General features: G+C 66.9%; 12 protein-coding genes. 4 read left to right on the forward strand and 8 right to left on the reverse strand.

Translation table 11 applies throughout. The features are described 5' to 3' along the window. Genes ABE472_RS01555 through lpdA form a run of 3 tightly spaced genes read left to right on the forward strand, consistent with a single transcriptional unit; the run spans position 1 to position 3,801 of the window. Positions 1 to 1,044: an alpha-ketoacid dehydrogenase subunit beta gene (locus tag ABE472_RS01555; RefSeq protein WP_123729076.1), complete on the forward strand. Its 1,044-nt coding sequence runs from the start codon at positions 1 to 3 to the stop codon at positions 1,042 to 1,044. A 3-nt stretch (positions 1,045 to 1,047) separates the two neighbouring features. Continuing rightward, on the forward strand, positions 1,048 to 2,391 hold the full coding sequence (locus tag ABE472_RS01560; protein ID WP_070427217.1) for a dihydrolipoamide acetyltransferase family protein: 1,344 nt from the start codon (positions 1,048 to 1,050) through the stop codon (positions 2,389 to 2,391). 3 nt (positions 2,392 to 2,394) lie between these two features. Beyond that, positions 2,395 to 3,801, forward strand: coding sequence for a dihydrolipoyl dehydrogenase (lpdA, locus tag ABE472_RS01565; protein ID WP_102788361.1), 1,407 nt, complete (start codon positions 2,395 to 2,397; stop codon positions 3,799 to 3,801). Positions 3,802 to 3,999: 198 nt separating this feature from the next. Here lpdA and ABE472_RS01570 read toward each other — a convergent pair whose 3' ends face one another. Next, the gene (locus tag ABE472_RS01570) at positions 4,000 to 6,453 is read right to left on the reverse strand and encodes a M20/M25/M40 family metallo-hydrolase (protein ID WP_346465196.1); all 2,454 of its coding nucleotides are present in this window, start codon (positions 6,451 to 6,453) and stop codon (positions 4,000 to 4,002) included. 129 nt (positions 6,454 to 6,582) lie between these two features. Further along, a complete protein-coding gene (locus tag ABE472_RS01575) occupies positions 6,583 to 7,029 on the reverse strand; it encodes a PACE efflux transporter (protein ID WP_346463086.1) in 447 nt (148 codons plus the stop codon). Positions 7,030 to 7,126: 97 nt separating this feature from the next. Here ABE472_RS01575 and ABE472_RS01580 point away from each other — a divergent pair, with 97 nt between their 5' ends. Further along, positions 7,127 to 8,011 carry a LysR family transcriptional regulator gene (locus tag ABE472_RS01580; protein WP_346465198.1) on the forward strand — a complete coding sequence of 295 codons (885 nt, stop codon included), beginning with the start codon at positions 7,127 to 7,129 and terminating at the stop codon, positions 8,009 to 8,011. A gap of 94 nt (positions 8,012 to 8,105) precedes the next feature. On the opposite strand, the gene guaA is transcribed toward ABE472_RS01580, so the two are convergent. The 6 genes from guaA to der all read right to left on the reverse strand — a co-directional run bounded on the left by guaA (position 8,106) and on the right by der (position 17,379). After that, complete coding sequence (gene guaA, locus ABE472_RS01585; protein WP_313218074.1) at positions 8,106 to 9,671, reverse strand: glutamine-hydrolyzing GMP synthase; 1,566 nt, start codon at positions 9,669 to 9,671, stop codon at positions 8,106 to 8,108. A 111-nt stretch (positions 9,672 to 9,782) separates the two neighbouring features. Further along, on the reverse strand, positions 9,783 to 11,240 hold the full coding sequence (guaB, locus tag ABE472_RS01590; RefSeq protein ID WP_123729717.1) for an IMP dehydrogenase: 1,458 nt from the start codon (positions 11,238 to 11,240) through the stop codon (positions 9,783 to 9,785). 313 nt (positions 11,241 to 11,553) lie between these two features. Beyond that, positions 11,554 to 12,435 carry a bifunctional methylenetetrahydrofolate dehydrogenase/methenyltetrahydrofolate cyclohydrolase FolD gene (gene folD / locus ABE472_RS01595; protein ID WP_346463082.1) on the reverse strand — a complete coding sequence of 294 codons (882 nt, stop codon included), beginning with the start codon at positions 12,433 to 12,435 and terminating at the stop codon, positions 11,554 to 11,556. 139 nt (positions 12,436 to 12,574) lie between these two features. Continuing rightward, positions 12,575 to 14,401, reverse strand: a complete 1,827-nt coding sequence (locus ABE472_RS01600; RefSeq protein WP_346465200.1) for a monovalent cation:proton antiporter-2 (CPA2) family protein — start codon at positions 14,399 to 14,401, stop codon at positions 12,575 to 12,577. Positions 14,402 to 14,714: 313 nt separating this feature from the next. After that, positions 14,715 to 15,851 carry a molybdopterin-synthase adenylyltransferase MoeB gene (gene moeB / locus ABE472_RS01605; protein ID WP_346465202.1) on the reverse strand — a complete coding sequence of 379 codons (1,137 nt, stop codon included), beginning with the start codon at positions 15,849 to 15,851 and terminating at the stop codon, positions 14,715 to 14,717. Positions 15,852 to 15,987: 136 nt separating this feature from the next. Then, entirely contained in the window at positions 15,988 to 17,379 is a 1,392-nt protein-coding gene (gene der / locus ABE472_RS01610; RefSeq protein ID WP_259261070.1) for a ribosome biogenesis GTPase Der, read from the reverse strand. Positions 17,380 to 17,383 lie beyond the last annotated feature (4 nt).

Genomic DNA, 17,383 nt, shown 5'->3' on the forward strand with positions numbered 1-17,383 from the left:
ATGAGCGGGATTGAACAGAACAACACCGGCGGTACGCCGATGACCATGATCCAGGCGCTGCGCTCGGCGATGGACGTGATGCTGGAACGCGACGACAACGTGGTGGTCTTCGGCCAGGACGTGGGCTACTTCGGCGGCGTGTTCCGCTGCACCGACGGCCTGCAGACCAAGTACGGCAAGCAGCGCGTGTTCGATGCGCCGATTTCCGAGAACGGCATCGCCGGCGCGGCGATCGGCATGGCCGCCTACGGCCTGCGCCCGGTCGCTGAAATCCAGTTCGCCGATTACATCTACCCGGCCTACGACCAGATCGTGTCCGAAGCGGCGCGCATGCGCTATCGCTCCGGCGGCAGCTTCACCTCCTCGCTGGTGTTCCGCACCCCGTGCGGTGGTGGCATCTACGGCGGCCAGACCCACAGCCAGAGCCCGGAAGCGATCTTCGCCCATGCCACCGGCCTGCGCACGGTCATGCCGTCCAACCCGTACGACGCCAAGGGCCTGCTGATCGCCTCGATCGAGAACGACGATCCGGTGATCTTCCTGGAGCCCAAGCGCCTGTACAACGGCCCGTTCGACGGTCACCACGACCGCCCGGTCACCGCGTGGTCCAAATACCCGGACAACCTGGTGCCGGAGGGCTACTACAACGTGCCGCTGGACAAGGCCGCCATCGCCCGCGAAGGCAAGGCACTGACGATCATCACGTACGGCACCACCGTGTGGGTGGCCAAGGCCGCCGCCGAAGATGCCGGGATCGATGCTGAAGTGATCGACCTGCGCAGCCTGTGGCCGCTGGATCTGGAGGCCATCGTCAATTCGGTCAAGAAGACCGGCCGCTGCATCGTGCTGCACGAAGCCACCCGCACCTGCGGCTTCGGCGCCGAACTGGTCGCGCTGGTGCAGGAGCACTGCTTCTACCACCTGCAGGCACCGGTGGAACGCGTCACCGGCTGGGACACCCCGTATCCGCACGCGCAGGAATGGGACTACTTCCCGGGTCCGTCCCGGGTCATCGATGCAATGCAGCGCGTGCTGGAGGACTGAACCATGGGACATCACGTCATCAAGATGCCGGACATCGGTGAAGGTATCGCCGAAGTCGAACTGATCACCTGGAAGGTCGAGGTCGGCGGCCCGGTCGCCGAAGACCAGGTCGTGGCCGAGGTCATGACCGACAAGGCCATGGTCGAGATCCCCTCGCCGGTGTCAGGCACCGTGGTCTCGCTGGGCGGCACGCCCGGCCAGATGATGGCCGTCGGCAGCGAGCTGATCCGCCTGGAAGTGGAAGGCGCCGGCAATGCCAGTGCTGCCAGTGCACCGGCTGCTGCCGCGCCGGCCGAACCGGTTGCTGCGCCCAAGGCGGCTGCACCGGCCGCTGCACCTGCCACCGCCGCCGAGGCCGCACCGGCTGCGACGCCGGCCAAGGCCGCCGCTGCCTCCGCACCTGCCTGCGCCGCCAAGCAGGACGCGCGTGGCGCGGTCACCAACGGCGTGCTCAACGCCGGTGAAGCCCCGCTGGCCTCGCCGGCCGTGCGTCGCCGCGCCTGGGACCTGGGCATCGAGCTGCGCTACGTGCCGGCCACCGGCCCGGGCGGCCGCATCCTGCAGGCCGATCTGGATGCCTACGCCGCCGCCGGTGGCAAGGCGCAGCCGGTCGGTGGCAGTGCCGGCGGCAGCAGCTACGCGCGCCGCACCGGCGAGCAGCAGGTGCCGATCATCGGCCTGCGCCGCAAGATCGCGCAGAAGATGCAGCAGTCCTGGACGACCATTCCGCACATCACCTATGTGGAAGAAATCGACGTCACGGAAGTGGAAGCCCTGCGTGCCAAGCTCAACGAACGTTGGGCCAAGGAGCGCGGCAAGCTGACCCTGCTGCCGCTGCTGGCACGCGCCGTGGTGCTGGCCGCACGCGACTTCCCGCAGATGAACGCCCGCTTTGATGACCAGGCCAACATCGTGACCCGCTATGAGGGCGTGCAGCTGGGTATCGCGACCCAGAGCGAGGTCGGCCTGTCGGTGCCGGTGGTCGCGCATGCCGAGTCGCTGGATCTGTGGCAGACCGCCACCGAGATCGCGCGCCTGGCCAATGCCGTGCGCGTGGGCAAGGCGACCCGTGAGGAGCTCTCCGGCTCGACCATCACCATCAGCAGCCTCGGTGCGGTGGGCGGTGTGGTGTCGACCCCGATCATCAACCATCCGGAAGTGGCGATCGTCGGTGTGAACCGCATCATCGAACGCCCGATGTTCCGCGAGGGCCAGGTGGTGGCGCGCAAGCTGATGAATCTGTCGTCTTCGTTCGACCATCGCATTGTCGATGGCATGGATGCGGCCGAGTTCGTGCAGGCGATCCGTACCCGCCTGGAAACCCCGGCCCTGCTGTTCGTGGAGTAAGCGATGTCCAATACCCTTCAAACCCAGTTGCTGATCATCGGCGGCGGTCCCGGCGGTTACATCGCCGGCATCCGCGCCGGCCAGCTCGGCGTCAAGACCATCGTGGTCGAGGGCGTCAATCCGGGTGGCACCTGCCTCAACATCGGCTGCATTCCCTCCAAGGCGCTGATCCATGCCGCCGAGGAATTCGCCAAGGTCACCGCCTATGCCGCAGGCACCTCGCCGCTGGGCATCAGCGTGCAGGCGCCGTCGCTGGATCTGGCCAAGACCGTGGCGTGGAAGGCCGGTATCGTCAAGAAGCTGACCGGCGGCGTCAGCGCGCTGCTGAAGAAGAACGGCGCGCAGCTGATCAAGGGCTGGGCCACGATCGTCGACGGCAAGACCGTCGAGATCGCCGGTGCCGCCGAAGACGGCGGCACGCTGCGCATCACCTGCGAGCACCTGCTGCTGGCCACCGGCTCGGTGCCGGTGGAACTGCCGTTCCTGCCGTTCGGCGGCAAGGTCATCTCCTCCACCGAAGCCCTTTCGCCGACCTCGCTGCCCAAGCAGCTGATCGTCGTCGGTGGCGGCTACATCGGCCTGGAGCTGGGCACGGTGTACCGCAAGCTCGGCTGCGAGGTGACGGTGGTCGAGGCCCAGGAACGCATCCTGCCGGCCTACGACGCCGAGCTGACCAAGCCGGTGGCCACGCACCTGGAGAAGTCCGGCGTGAAGCTGCTGACCGGCCACAGCGTGCTTGGCCTGGCCGACAACGGCCAGCTGCGCGTGCGCGACAAGGACGGTAACGAAATCGCGCTGGACGCCGACCAGATCCTGGTCGCAGTCGGCCGTCGCCCGAAGACCGACGGCTTCAATCTGGAATCGCTGCAGCTGGATCTGACCGGCAAGGCAATCAAGATCGACGACCAGTGCAAGACCTCGATGCGCAACGTGTGGGCCATCGGCGATGTCGCCGGCGAGCCGATGCTCGCGCACCGGGCGATGGCGCAGGGCGAACTGGTGGCCGAGATCGTCAGCGGCAAGAAGCGGCACTTCGTGCCGGCCGCGATTCCGGCGGTGTGCTTCACCGATCCGGAAATCGTGGTGGTCGGGCTGTCGCCGGACGAAGCCAAGGCACAGGGCATCGAGACCAAGGTCGCGCTGTTCCCGTTCGCGGCCAATGGCCGTGCGATGTCGCTGGAATCCACCGATGGCTTCGTGCGCGTGGTCGCACGCAGCAGTGACCACCGCATCCTCGGCTGGCAGGCCGTGGGCGTGCAGGTCTCGGAACTGTCCATCGCCTTCGTGCAGTCGATTGAGATGGGCGCCACGCTGGAAGATATCGCCGGCACGATCCACCCTCACCCGACGCTGGGCGAGGCGGTGCAGGAAGCGGCGCTGCGTGCGTTGGGGCATGCGTTGCATATCTGAGGCATCTGCAAGGCGCTGCTGAGGCATCGGCAGCGCTGGATGTCCAGGCAGGAAAAGAAACGGCCCGCACTGCGGGCCGTTTCTTTGTGTTGCTTCCGGTACGCCCCAACGAGCGGCCGTGGCTGTTGGCTGTGGCGGATGGGCCACCGGCTGTCCATCCCATCCTGCGTAGTGCCGCCGATCCCAATGCTCTCCGCCCTACTGCGCTCCGCCCTCGTGGCTCACGCGCGTCGCGCCCAGAATCCAGGTCATGTCCGAGGTCGACCACGGCACGATGTGCGCAGACCGCGCAGGCAATGGCGCCGCATCCCTGGGCCAGCCATCGATCCCGGCTGCGGCCTGCACCTCGACCGGGCCACTGTCTGCCGGCCAGCGCAGCTCGATCCCGTCCGGGCCCGGCGCCTGCCAACGCAGTCGTGACCAGCGGCCTGCCTCGTCCAGCAGGGGCGCGCCCTCGCCCTGCAGCTGCACATTGCGCACGATTGCCCCGCTCTTGAGCCGTACACGGAGTTCGCGCGTGCCTGCTGGTGCCAGCACGCGCAATATCGCCTGGCCCGTATCGGCATCGTAGGAGCGCTCGAAACGCACCGGCCCTGGCACCGCAATGGCGTCCGCCGTCGTTGCCCAGACAGATGTCAGATCCATCGCAGGAATCGGCAGGCGGGCAGGTTCAGCCTGCGCGCCGCCCAACGCACGCCGGCTCCAGTCAGACAGCTGCGGCAGTGAACTGACGCGGTGGTAGTGCTGGTTGTCTGGGTCCGCAACGAACAGCACCTGGGACAGCTCGGGGTAGCGCGTGCGGTCCGCCTCGGTGAATGACGCGGCGGCCAGTACACCCGCAGCCGCCAGCAACGTCACGAGCGCAGCGATCGCGAACCCGCGTCCACCCTCGGCTATACGTACCCACGGCAGCAGCAATACGGCCAGCCACGCGAACGGCAACGCCAGCACCTCCGGCGTGCCGAAGCCGATCGCCTCGAACAGCTGCAGGGCAAAGTGGAAGACGTGCGCCAGAGCAAACGCGGTGATCACTGCCGCGACAAGGACACGCAATGCGGTCAGCGGCGCGTGTGCCGGCAGCAGCCAGACCACCGCGGCCACCGCCAGCAGCGGCCACAGCAGCAACGGCGCCAGCTCCGGCGCCAGCACCTGCACGGCCGCACCGATGATCCAGGCCACCAGCAAGGCGCCCAGCCGCACGCTTTCACCGCGTGCAGCGGTTCCCGCGCTTGTCCAGGCCAGCAGCGCAACCAGCACGCCCAGCACCAGCCCGATCACATCGAACCCACCCCGCAGTGAGGCGCACGCACCGGCCAGCAGCGCCAGTGCGGCAGCCGGTTTGCGCGCAGCCTTGCAGGCCAGCAACGCACCCAACCCCACCACCACCCCGATGGACAACAGCCCCTCGCCCGCCGCCAGCGTCGAGAATGCCGCCAGCAGGTCGCGATTGATCACCAGCGTGGCATCGCCACCGCCCAGCAACCGGTAAGACACACGCACCGCCAGCGCGACCGACAGCAGTGCCAGCGGCCACCAGGCCACACCACTGACCACGCCGCGCCATCCGCCCAGGTTGAACGTGGCACGCCGTGCGACGACGACAATGACCAGCAGCCCGACCGCCAGCACGCACCAGCCTGACCACACCGGCACGCTGATCATCCAGCCGCCAGGAAGATCGCTGTAGATCGCATCCTGGGTGGAGGTCGGCAGTGTCGCCGAGGTCGCCAGCCGGCGCACCAGCGGCAGCACCTGCGCGCCCATGTGCTGCACGCTGCCCGGGTCGAGATTGGCCACGCTCGCGGTGGCGGCGTGGTAGTCGATCTGGCTGCCGATGATCGCGAAATTGAGCCCCGGAATGCCCTTCTGCGCCGGCACGGTGAAGTCGGTGCCGTTGGGCATGTAGCGGTAGACGAAACCGGTCAGCGAATTGCCCAGCGGCTGCGGCGCGAGTTTGGCGAACATGCCCAGCAGCGCCGCGTTGCCCGGCCCGGTTTCAAACAGCACCGCACGGCCGCTGCTGCCGCGGGCTTCCAGATTGACGACCGTGCCGATACGCGACGACAGCGGATGCGAGGCGAAAAACGCACGCGCGCCAAGCAGGCCGGCCTCCTCCGCATCGGTGAACAGGAAGACCACGTCACGCTGCCGCAGATCGTTCTGCAGCGCACGCGAGATCTCCAGCATCACCGCCACGCCGAGGCCATCGTCGGCTGCGCCGGGCGAATGGGGAACGGTATCGTAGTGCGCCATCAGCAGCACCGCCGGCAGGCTGCGATCGCGGCCCGGCAGCACCGCAACCACGTTCTCGACATTGGCCGCCCGCACACCGCGACCGTCGCCCTTGCCGTACTCGGCAGCCGCCTGGCCACGCTGCACGGATACCTGGAGTCCGGCCTGCTGCAGGTGGTTCACCAATTGGTCGCGAACCCTTGCCGCAGCCGCTGAGCCGGTGGGATGGGGCTCGGCCGCGATCCAGCTCAGGTGCTGCATCGCGCGTGCGGCCGAGAACTCGGTGGTGGCGATGGTGGCTGGCTTTGGCGGCGGGGTTTTCTGCGCGCTCCAGGCGGACCAGGCGGCGATGACGATGCTGAGGAGCAGCAGTGGCAGCGTGTAGCGTGCGACGCCGCGGGATGACCGGAGCGCGCTCATGCGCGCACCCTGTGGTCTAGGTCATTCGCCAGGCTGCAGAGGCGCGGGATAAGGAGCACAGGGGCAATCCAGCAAGGGGACCTTCACAGGATTACAAAGCAATTTCCGATCTGTCAAACAATTTTCTGATCAGCCAAGATGCGGGTTCCCCTCGTGATTCACTGCGGAACTGGGAACGCCGAAGCACCGGTCGAACGCCCAGTTGTAGGCGAACGTATAAAAAGGGATGTAGACGATGAACACAAGGTCCAGTACGAACGCCTGCGTCAACGTGATGCCCAGCCACCATGCGATGAGCGGGACCAGAAAGCACACCAAGGTCAGCTGGAACGCCACGGCATGCAGCACACGTCGGCGTACCGTGCGGGTGCGGTCGCGCTGGCGCCGCTCCCATGCCTCGAACAGGTAGTTGAAGCTCACGTTCCATACCGTGGCTATCCCCGTGATCATCAGCGCCAGCAGTCCGGTCGTGGCCGGTGACTTGCCGGTCAGCACCGTCATGACCATCGTTCCCACCGCGAGTCCCAGAAGCTCATAGCCCCCGACGTAGATCACCTTGCGTTTTACGCCCTGCATCACATCCTCCTGCTTGGTCACTGGCGAAGGGTGTGGATGCTATATTCAGAATCACTGACTGAAAAAGTCATCTCCTTTCAGAATTATTGAAAGATATATGTCCCTCTCCAGCGATGACATCGATCTCTTCCTCGCTGTGGTCGACCACGGCTCCTTCTCCGGCGCGGCCCGCGCGCTGCGTCGGGTGCCCTCCGCAGTGAGCATGGGCATCGCAAACATCGAGGCCGGATTGGGTTATCCACTGTTTGATCGCTCGCGCCGCGAGGCGTTACCGACCGCACAAGCACTGGCCCTGCTGCCCCACGCGCGCTCCGTCGCCAGCAGGTTGCGGCTGTTGCAGATCCATGCCGTGGAGCTTTCGCAGAATCTGGAGAGCACTCTGACCGTCGCTGTCGCCGCCGGCGTTCCGGACCAGACGTTGCTGGAGGCGCTCGCCCGGGTGGGCTGTCGGTACCCTCTGCTGCGGGTGAACCTGCTTCGACTGCCCCAGGACCAGGTTCGCGAGATGCTGCACCAGGAGCGGGCCGATCTGGTCCTGCTGCCCGTCTCCACGGAGGTGGATCGGGAAGAGGCCTTCACCTATGTCACCAACGTTCTTTTCATCGCCGTCGCTTCGGCCACGGCGGACACGCCCGGTCTCCCGGCGGACCTTCGGCGTCTGGAGGATCTCAGCGGCAGCCGCCAGATCGTGGTGGCTGGGCCTGACGACGACGTCGCAGATCGTCGGCTGCTGGTGTCCGACGCCCGCTGGCATGTGGACTCTGTGGAGGCTGCGCTGGGGCTGGTGGAACGCGGTGCTGGCTGGGCCAACCTGCCGGCGGATGTCGTTGAGGTCGCCGTTTCTGCTGGACGCGTGAAAGTGCTGGCGTTCGACAACCTGGAGAACGGCGTGACGATGCCGGTGCACCTGGTGTGGCTGCGCAGGAAGCCGGTGCGACGTGCCGCTGGCGATGTGATCGCGCTGATGCGCGACCACCTCTGACCCCGTACACCCGAAGAGAACAAAAAAGCCCGCATTTCTGCGGGCTTCCGTGTACGTCCGTGTGTCTAGATACCAGCCAGGGCTGGACGCAGACTCACTCCCACTCGATCGTCGCCGGCGGCTTCCCCGAGATGTCATAAACCACCCGCGACACTCCCCGCAGCTCATTGATGATCCGGTTGCTCACCGTGCCCAGGAAGTCATACGGCAGGTGCGCCCAATGCGCCGTCATGAAATCGATGGTTTCCACCGCGCGCAGCGCGATCACCCACTCATACGCACGCGCATCACCGACCACGCCCACCGACTTCACCGGCAGGAACACCGCAAACGCTTGGCTGGTCTTGTCGTACAGATCGGCCTTGCGCAGTTCGTCGATGAAGATCGCATCGGCCTTGGCCAGCAGTTCGGCGTACTCACGCTTCACTTCGCCGAGGATGCGCACGCCCAGGCCCGGACCCGGGAACGGATGGCGGTAGACCATGCTGCGCGGCAGGCCGAGCTCGACGCCGAGGCGACGCACTTCGTCCTTGAACAGCTCACGCAGCGGCTCGACCAGGCCCAGCTTCATGTGCTCCGGCAGGCCGCCGACGTTGTGGTGGCTCTTGATCACGTGGGCCTTGCCGGTCTTGCTGCCGGCCGACTCGATCACGTCGGGGTAGATGGTGCCCTGCGCCAGCCACTTGGCATTCTTCAGCTTGGTGGATTCTTCATCGAAGATGTCCACGAACAGGTTGCCGATGATCTTGCGCTTGGCTTCCGGATCGCTGACGCCTTCGAGCTTGCTGAAGTAGCGGTCCGCTGCATTTACGCGGATCACCTTGACGCCCATGTGCTCGGCGAACATCGCCATCACCTGGTCGCCTTCCTGCCAGCGCAGCAGGCCGGTATCGACGAACACGCAGGTCAGCTTGTCACCGATCGCCTTGTGCAGCAGCGCAGCCACGACGGACGAATCGACGCCGCCGGACAAGCCCAGGATCACTTCGTCATCGCCGACCTGCTCGCGCACGCGGGCGATCTGGTCGTCGATGATGTTGGCGGCGGTCCACAGGGTCTCGCAGCCGCACACATCCACCACGAAGCGGCGCAGCAGCGCCTGGCCCTGCAGGGTGTGGGTCACTTCCGGGTGGAACTGCACGCCGTACCAGCGCTTCTCTTCGTTGGCCATCGCGGCCACCGGGATGCGATCGGTCACGGCGGTGACGGTGAAGCCCGGGGGCGCGACGGAGACGTGGTCGCCGTGGCTCATCCAGACGTTCAACTTCGGCTCGCCACCGTGGTCGCTCAGGCCCTTGAACAGCGCATCCGGGGCGACGACGTTGACTTCGGCATGGCCGAACTCACGCTGGTCGGCCGCTTCGGTGGCACCACCGAGCTGGGCGGCCAGGGTCTGCATGCCGTAGCAGATGCCGAAGATCGGCAGGCCGCTGTCGAACACTTCCTGCGGCGCGGCGGGCGCGCCCGGCAGCGTGGTCGATTCCGGGCCACCGGACAGGATGATGCCCTTGGCGCCGAACGCGGCGATATCGGCCGGGTTGTGGTCCCATGCCCAGATCTCGCAATACACGCCGAGTTCGCGGATGCGGCGCGCGATCAGCTGGGTGTACTGGGCGCCGAAATCGAGGATGAGGATCTTGTCGTTATGGATGTTGGTCATGGTGCCCGGGCAATGCAGGAGTAAATACGGGAAACACAGCGTCGTTACCGGCGGCCGATAGAGAAAGAGGAACGGGAATCAGCTTCCTCGTTCCTCTTTGCTCATGCCGCGTCAGGCGCGGTAGTTCGGCGGCTCTTTGGTGATCTGCACGTCGTGGACGTGGCTCTCACGTTGGCCGGCGCCGCTGATCTTGACGAACTTCGGCTTGCTGCGCATGTCTTCGACGGTGCCGCAGCCCACGTAACCCATGGTGGCGCGCAGGCCGCCCATCAGCTGGTGGATGATGCCGCCGACCGGGCCGCGATACGGCACGCGGCCTTCGATGCCTTCGGGCACCAACTTGTCGGCGCTGGAGGCGTCCTGGAAGTAGCGGTCCTTGGAGCCCTTCTCCATCGCGGCCAGCGAGCCCATGCCGCGGTAGCTCTTGTAGGAGCGGCCCTGGAACAGCTCGGTCTCGCCGGGCGATTCCTCGGTACCGGCCAGCAGGCCACCGATCATGATGGTGGAGGCACCGGCGGCGAGCGCCTTGCCGATGTCACCGGAGTAGCGGATGCCACCGTCGGCGATCAGCGGGATGCGATCCTGCAGCGCCTCGGCGACCAGGTCGATCGCGGTGATCTGCGGCACGCCAACGCCGGCGACGACGCGCGTGGTGCAGATCGAGCCCGGGCCGATGCCGACCTTGACTGCGTCCGCGCCGCTGTCCAGCAGCGCCAGTGCGGCTTCACCGGTGCAGATGTTGCCACCGACAACCTGCACCTGCGGGAAGTGCTTCTTGACCCAGCTGACGCGGTCCAGCACGCCCTGCGAGTGGCCGTGCGCGGTGTCCACCACCAGCACGTCCACCCCGGCGGCGACCAGCGCCTCGACCCGGCGGTCGGTATCGCCACCGACGCCGACGGCCGCGCCGACCAGCAGGCGGGTGGCGGTGTCCTTGGCCGCGTTCGGGTAATCGGTGTTCTTCTGGATGTCCTTGACGGTGATCAGGCCGCGCAGGGCGAACTCATCGTTGACGACCAGGATCTTCTCGATGCGGTTGCGGTGCAGCAGCTGCAGCACTTCATCCGAGGCCGCGCCTTCCTTGACCGTGATCAGCCGATCCTTCTTGGTCATGATGTGGCGGACCGGATCGTCCAGCTCGGTCTCGAAGCGCATGTCACGGTGGGTGACGATGCCGACCAGCTGGCCGCCGCCGTCCACTACCGGCACACCGGAGATGTTGCGCGCCTGGGTCAGGGCCAGCACGTCGCGGATGGTGGTCTCCGGGCCGACGGTGATCGGGTCGCGGATGACGCCGGCCTCGAACTTCTTGACCTTGGCGACTTCGGCAGCCTGCTGCTCGACGCTCAGATTCTTGTGGATGATGCCCATGCCGCCGAGCTGGGCCATGGCGATGGCCAGGCGGGCTTCGGTGACGGTATCCATGGCAGCCGAGAGGATCGGAAGCTTCAGCCGCAGGTCGCGCGTCAGGCGCGTTTCCAGACTGACATCCTTGGGCAGGATGATGGAATGAGCGGGGACGAGGGAGACGTCGTCGTAGGTGAGAGCTTCAGCCTGGATGCGCAGCATCGGCATACCCGAGATGTGGGGAAGCGCGACATTTTACCCTGATTCGGGCGTCTTTGGCAGGGGGCAGGTGCGACGCTGTGTCGCGCCGACGAACCCGGTAGAGCCGACCGTTGGTCGGCTACGCCTGGATCGGGTAGAGCCTGTCGGCGCCGTCTGAGCCCGTAGAGCCGACCGTTGGTCGGCTGCGCCTGGATCGCCCTGCCACCGCGCCAAGAGCAGCCGACCAACGGTCGGCTCTACCAGGGGCGGCAGGTGTCGGTCGGCCCGGAGGCGCGGCCGCGGGAGGTGCCGACCGTGGGGCCGCACAGGGCGGTCAGAACGCCTCGGCGGCCTCGATCGTGTTCTGCATCAACGTGGCCACGGTCATCGGCCCTACCCCGCCCGGGACCGGGGTGATCCAGCTGGCGCGCTGGGCGGCGGCCTCGAAGCCCACGTCGCCGACCAGGCGGCCATCCTCCAGGCGGTTGATGCCCACGTCGATCACCACGGCGCCCGGCTTGACCCACTCGCCCGGGACGATGCCCGGGCGGCCCACGGCGACCACCAGGATGTCGGCGTTGCGCACCGACTGCTCCAGCACGTCCTTGGGGGTGAACTTGTGGCAGCTGGTCACGGTGCAGCCGGCGATCAGCAGCTCCAGGCCCATCGGGCGGCCGACGTGGTTGCTGACGCCGACGATGGTGGCGTTGCGACCGCGCACCGGCTGGTCGGTATGGCCCAGCAGGGTCACGATGCCGCGCGGCGTGCACGGGCGCAGGCCGAACTCGCGCAGGGCCAGATGGCCGACGTTTTCCGGGTGGAAGCCGTCCACGTCCTTGCGCGGGTCGATGCGGTGGATCAGGCGATTGGCGTCCGGGATGCCCGGCAGCGGCAGCTGGACCAGGATGCCGTGGATCTTCGGATCGGCGTTGAGCTGGTCGATCAACGTCAGCAGCTCGGCCTCGGTGGTGCCGGCCGGCAGATCGTAATCAAAGGCTTCGATGCCCACTTTCTCGGCCGCGCGGCGCTTGTTGCGCACGTACACGGTCGACGCCGGATCGCCACCGACCAGCACCACGGCCAGGCCCGGACGGCTGCCACCGGCAGCCAGGCGGGCGTCCACCCGGACCTTGAGGCTGTCCAGCAGGTCTTCGGCGATGCGGCGGCCGTCGAGAATGCGGGCGGAAGAAGCGGTGTCGGAAGTCGGTGAGCTCATCGAGGGCGGCAGGCGTGGGGGCGACGGTCGGCTATTGTCCCTGATTCGGCCCGCCCCGCCCACCGGTAGTGCCGGCCGCTGGCCGGCGCGTGGGATGGGCCCATCTGGGTGCCGGCCAGCGGCCGGCACTACCGGAGCCTCATTCCTCTTCCGGCACCTCGTCCGCGTTGAGCGTGCGCGCTTTGCGCTTGGGCGCGGTGAACGGGGTCGGCGTGGGCACGCCGGGCAGCGCCGTGCCGAACACCATGTGCGCCCCGGCGCGCAGGTCTCCGCCCGCCATCTCCAGCTCGAAGCGTTCCGCATCACGCTCGCGGATCTGCTCGGCGATCTCACGCGCATCGTCCGGATCGGCACCCAGCTCCATCAACGCGGCCTGGCCGAACTGCAGCGCCGACTCGAAGGTCTCGCGGATCTGGAAGTCCACGCCGGCATGGATCAGGCGCAGCGAATGCTCGCGATCGAACGAGCGCACCAGCAGCTTGGCCTGGGGGAACTCGTGGGTGACCAGCTCGACGATGCGATCGGCATCCTGGTCGCTGTTGACGCACACCGCGATCGCACGCGCCGACCCCGCGCCGGACGCATGCAGTACATCCAGCCGGGTACCGTCGCCGTAGTAGATCTTGAACCCGAAGCGCTCGGCGTTGTGGATCATGTCCACGTCGTTGTCGATGATGGTCACATCCACATCGCGCGCCAGCAGCGACTGACTCGCCACCTGGCCGAAGCGACCAAAGCCGATCAGCAGCACGCTGCCGGACAAGCCGTCGGCTTCTTCGACGCCATCGAGCGAGACTTCCCGGTCCGGCATCAGCTTGTCGTGCAGCAGCACGAACAGCGGCGTCAGCGCCATCGAAAGCACCACGATCGCGGTCAGATTGGCATTGACCTGTACGTCGATCACACCGGCCACCGCCGCGGCGGAGAACAGCACGAAGGCGAACTCGCCGCCCTGCGCCATCACCACGCCACGGTCCAGCGCCTGCCGATGATCACTGCCCAGGATGCGCGCGACCACGTAGATGCAGACCGCCTTGGCCAGCATCAGCGCGAACACGCCGGAGACGATCAGCGGCCAGTTGTTGACCACGACGGTGAGGTCCAACGCCATGCCGACGCTGAGGAAGAACAAGCCGAGCAGGATGCCGCGGAACGGCTCGATGTCCGCTTCGATCTGGTGGCGGAAGGTGGATTCGCTGAGCAGCACGCCCGCGAGGAACGCGCCCATCGCCATCGACAACCCACCCAGCTGCATCAGCAGCGCGGCGCCGAGCACGACCAGCAGGGCAGCGGCCGTCATCACCTCGCGCGCCTTGGCGGCGGCGAGGATGCGGAACAACGGATTGAGCAGGAAGCGGCCGACCAGCACCAGGCCGACGATCGCACCGGCAGCGATACCCACGGTGACCCAGCGCGAGCTCTCGCCCGCATCACTGTGCACCGGCGCCATGAACGCGACCACCGCCAGCAGCGGCACGATCAGCAGATCTTCGAACAGCAGGATCGAGACGATCTTCTGGCCGGTCGGCAGCGCGATGTCGCCGCGTTCGGCGAGCAGTTGCATCACCACCGCGGTGGAGGTCAACACGAACCCGGCGGCGCCGATGAAGGCCACCGGCAAGGGGAAGCCGAGCAGCATGCACACGCCGGTCAGCACCGCGCCGCAGACCACGATCTGCAGCGTGCCCAGGCCGAAGATCTCGTTGCGCAGACTCCACAGGTGCGAGGGCCGCATCTCCAGGCCGATCACGAACAGGAACATCACCACGCCGAGCTCGGCGGTATGCAGGATGGCCTGCGGATCGGAGAACCAGCCGAACCCGAACGGGCCGATGGCCAGGCCCGCGGCGAAATAGCCCAGCACCGAGCCCAACCCGAGCCGGCGGAACAGCGGCACCATGACCACTGCCGCGCCCAGCAGAGCGACGACTTTCACCAGTTCACTGGCACCTGCTTCCACCGCCATGCGGTTGTTTCCCCGGACTACACAAGATGGGTCAACGATAGGGCAAAGCGGTGGAGGGCAATAGCGCGGATGATGCGTTTTATCGTGCTGAATTCAGAACGATATTGAATCTGGATGCCGCATCGTCCCGAAATCGCCACCGAACCCACCGGTAGAGCCACGCCACGCGTGGCTGCGCTCACCCGGCGGCCCCTCGCCAACGACGGCATCCACGCATAGCGTCCCGGCGAACCGCATCCACGCATGGCGTGGATCTACGCGCCTCACGGACAGATCGAGCAGCCACGCATGGCGTGGATCTACACCCTGCCTCTCAGTCGCTGCAGAACGCGGCGTAATCGATGTACCCAGGGAATGCTTGCCCGGGCGCGCAGAGCGGACAGGCCGGGTCCGGCCTGAGCCGCGTCTCGCGGAAGCGCATGCCCAGCGCATCGAAGGTCAGCAGGCGTCCGATCAGTGGCTCGCCGATGCCGAGCAGCAGCTTGAGCACTTCGGTGGCCTGCAGCAGACCGACCATGCCCGGCAGCACGCCCAGGACACCGGCCTCCGAGCAGTTGGGCGCGAACTCGGGCGGCGGCGGCTCCGGGAACAGGCAGCGGTAGCACGGCGCAGTGCCACGCTGGCGACCGGCATCGAACACACTGACCTGGCCGGAAAAGCGCTCCACCGCGCCATACACCAGCGGGATGCCGTGCTGGAGGCAGGCATCGTTGAGCAGATAACGCAGCGGGAAGTTGTCCGAGCCATCCAGCACCACGTCGACCCCCTCGAGCAGCGCATCGACGTTGTCCGAGGTGACCCGCGCCTGCACGGCCTCCACATCCAGCGAAGGATTGAGCGCGAGCAGGCGCGCGCGGGCGGAGCGCACCTTGGGCTCGCCGACGCTGGCATCGGTATGGATGATCTGCCGATGCAGGTTGCTGCGATCCACCACGTCGTCGTCGGCGATGCGCAGGTGCCCTACCCCGGCCGCGGCCAGGTAGAAGCTGGCCGGTGCGCCCAGACCGCCGGCGCCGAGCACCAGCACGCGCGAGGCGAGCAGCGTCTTCTGGCCCTGGACACCCACCTGCGGCAACAGCAGATGACGCGAGTACCGTTCGTTGAAATCGCGCTCGGCGTCGCTCTGCATCGGCTGCACCAACGGCAGCCCGTCAGCGCGCCACGCGGACGTGCCGCCGTGGACGGAGGCGACATGCGTATAGCCGAGACCGGCCAGGACGTTCGCGGCCTCCATCGAGCGCTTGCCGCTCTGGCAGATCAGGACGACCTCGCGGTCGATGGCCGGCAGGTGCGTGCCGGGTTCGGCCTGGAGATCGCCCGTGGCGATGCCGAGGGCGCCTTCGGCCATGCCGGTGGCACGCTCGTGCGCCTCTCGGACGTCGACCAGCAGCGCGCCCTGGGCGAGGCGTTCGCGGGCCTGCGCAGGGGTGAGTTCGGGGATAGTGCTCATGCGGGGATTATCGCGCACGGGCGCGCCGGCCGCCGGTTCGTCCGGGTTGCCGGCCAGCGGCCGGCACTACCGCTGCGTGCGGCCACTGGCCGGCAGCCCCAATGAAAAGAGCCGGCTTGCGCCGGCTCTTTCTGCATCACTTGCCCTTGACGTGCTTGATCAAGCGGCGTTTGCGCTTGAGCTGACGTTCGGTGAGCACGTTCTTCTTGCCCTCGTACGGGTTCACACCCTCGCGGAAGATGAACTGCACGGGCGTGCCGACCAGCTTGAAGCGCTTGCGGAAGAAGTTCTCCAGATAGCGCTTGTACGACTCCGGCAGGTCTTTCAGACGGGTGCCGTGGACGATGAAGGTCGGCGGGTTGGAACCGCCCGGATGCACGTAGCGCAGCTTGGACACGTGACCACGGATCGCCGGCGGCGGGTTGGTCTCGTAGGCCGTTTCCAGCGCCTTGTTGACTTCGCTGGTGCTGAACTCATGCGTCGCCGAGGCATGCGCGGCGTGGATGCAGCGGAACAGCTCACGCAGGCCCGAGCCGTGCTTGGCCGAGATGCGCACCACTTCGGCCCACGGCACGAAGCCGAGCTTGCGCGACACCAGTGCTTCAGCCTGCTCGCGCTGGTAATCGGTCAGGCCATCCCACTTGTTGATCGCCACCACCAACGCACGGCCGGCATCGAGCACCGCACCCAGCACGCTGGCGTCCTGATCGGTGACACCTTCAGAGGCATCGAGCATCAGCACCGCGACCTGGCACTGCTCGATGGCCTGCAGGGTCTTGATGACGCTGAACTTCTCGACCACTTCCTCGACGCGCGCCTTGCGACGCAGGCCCGCGGTATCGATCAGGCGGTACTCGCGCCCGTCACGCTCCATGTCCACCGCGATCGAATCACGGGTGGTACCGGGCACTTCGGAGGCGATCATGCGCTCTTCGCCGAGCAGACGATTGACCAGCGTCGACTTGCCCACGTTGGGGCGGCCGACGAAGGCGATGCGAATGCGGTTCGGATCGGTGTCCAGGGTCTCGGTGGTGCCCTCTTCCGGCAACCGTTCCACGACCTCGTCCAGCAGATCATCCAGGCCCTGACGGTGCGCGGCCGAGACGGTCAGCATTTCGCTGAAGCCGTAACGGGCAAACTCCGAACGCACGGTGTCTTCGTTCATGCCGTCGATCTTGTTGATCAGCAGCAGGGTCGGACGGGCCAGTTTGCGCAGCCAGGACAGGATCTCGTCGTCCATCGGGCCCTCACGGGCATCGACCACGAACAGGATCAGGTCCGCCTCGGCGGCGGCGGCGCGGGCCTGGCGGGCAGTAGCGCCGGCCAGACCTTCTTCTTCACCGGCGATACCGCCGGTATCGACCACCAGGAACGGGTGGTCTTCATCAAGACGACAAACACCGTAATTACGGTCCCGGGTCACGCCGGGCTGGTCATGGACCAGCGCGTCGCGCGTACGGGTAAACGCATTGAACAGCGTGGACTTGCCGACATTCGGCCGTCCAACCAGGGCGACCAAGGGCAGCATCGCG

The organism is Stenotrophomonas sp. TWI809 (assembly GCF_039673205.1).
Taxonomy (GTDB): Bacteria; Pseudomonadota; Gammaproteobacteria; order Xanthomonadales; family Xanthomonadaceae; genus Stenotrophomonas.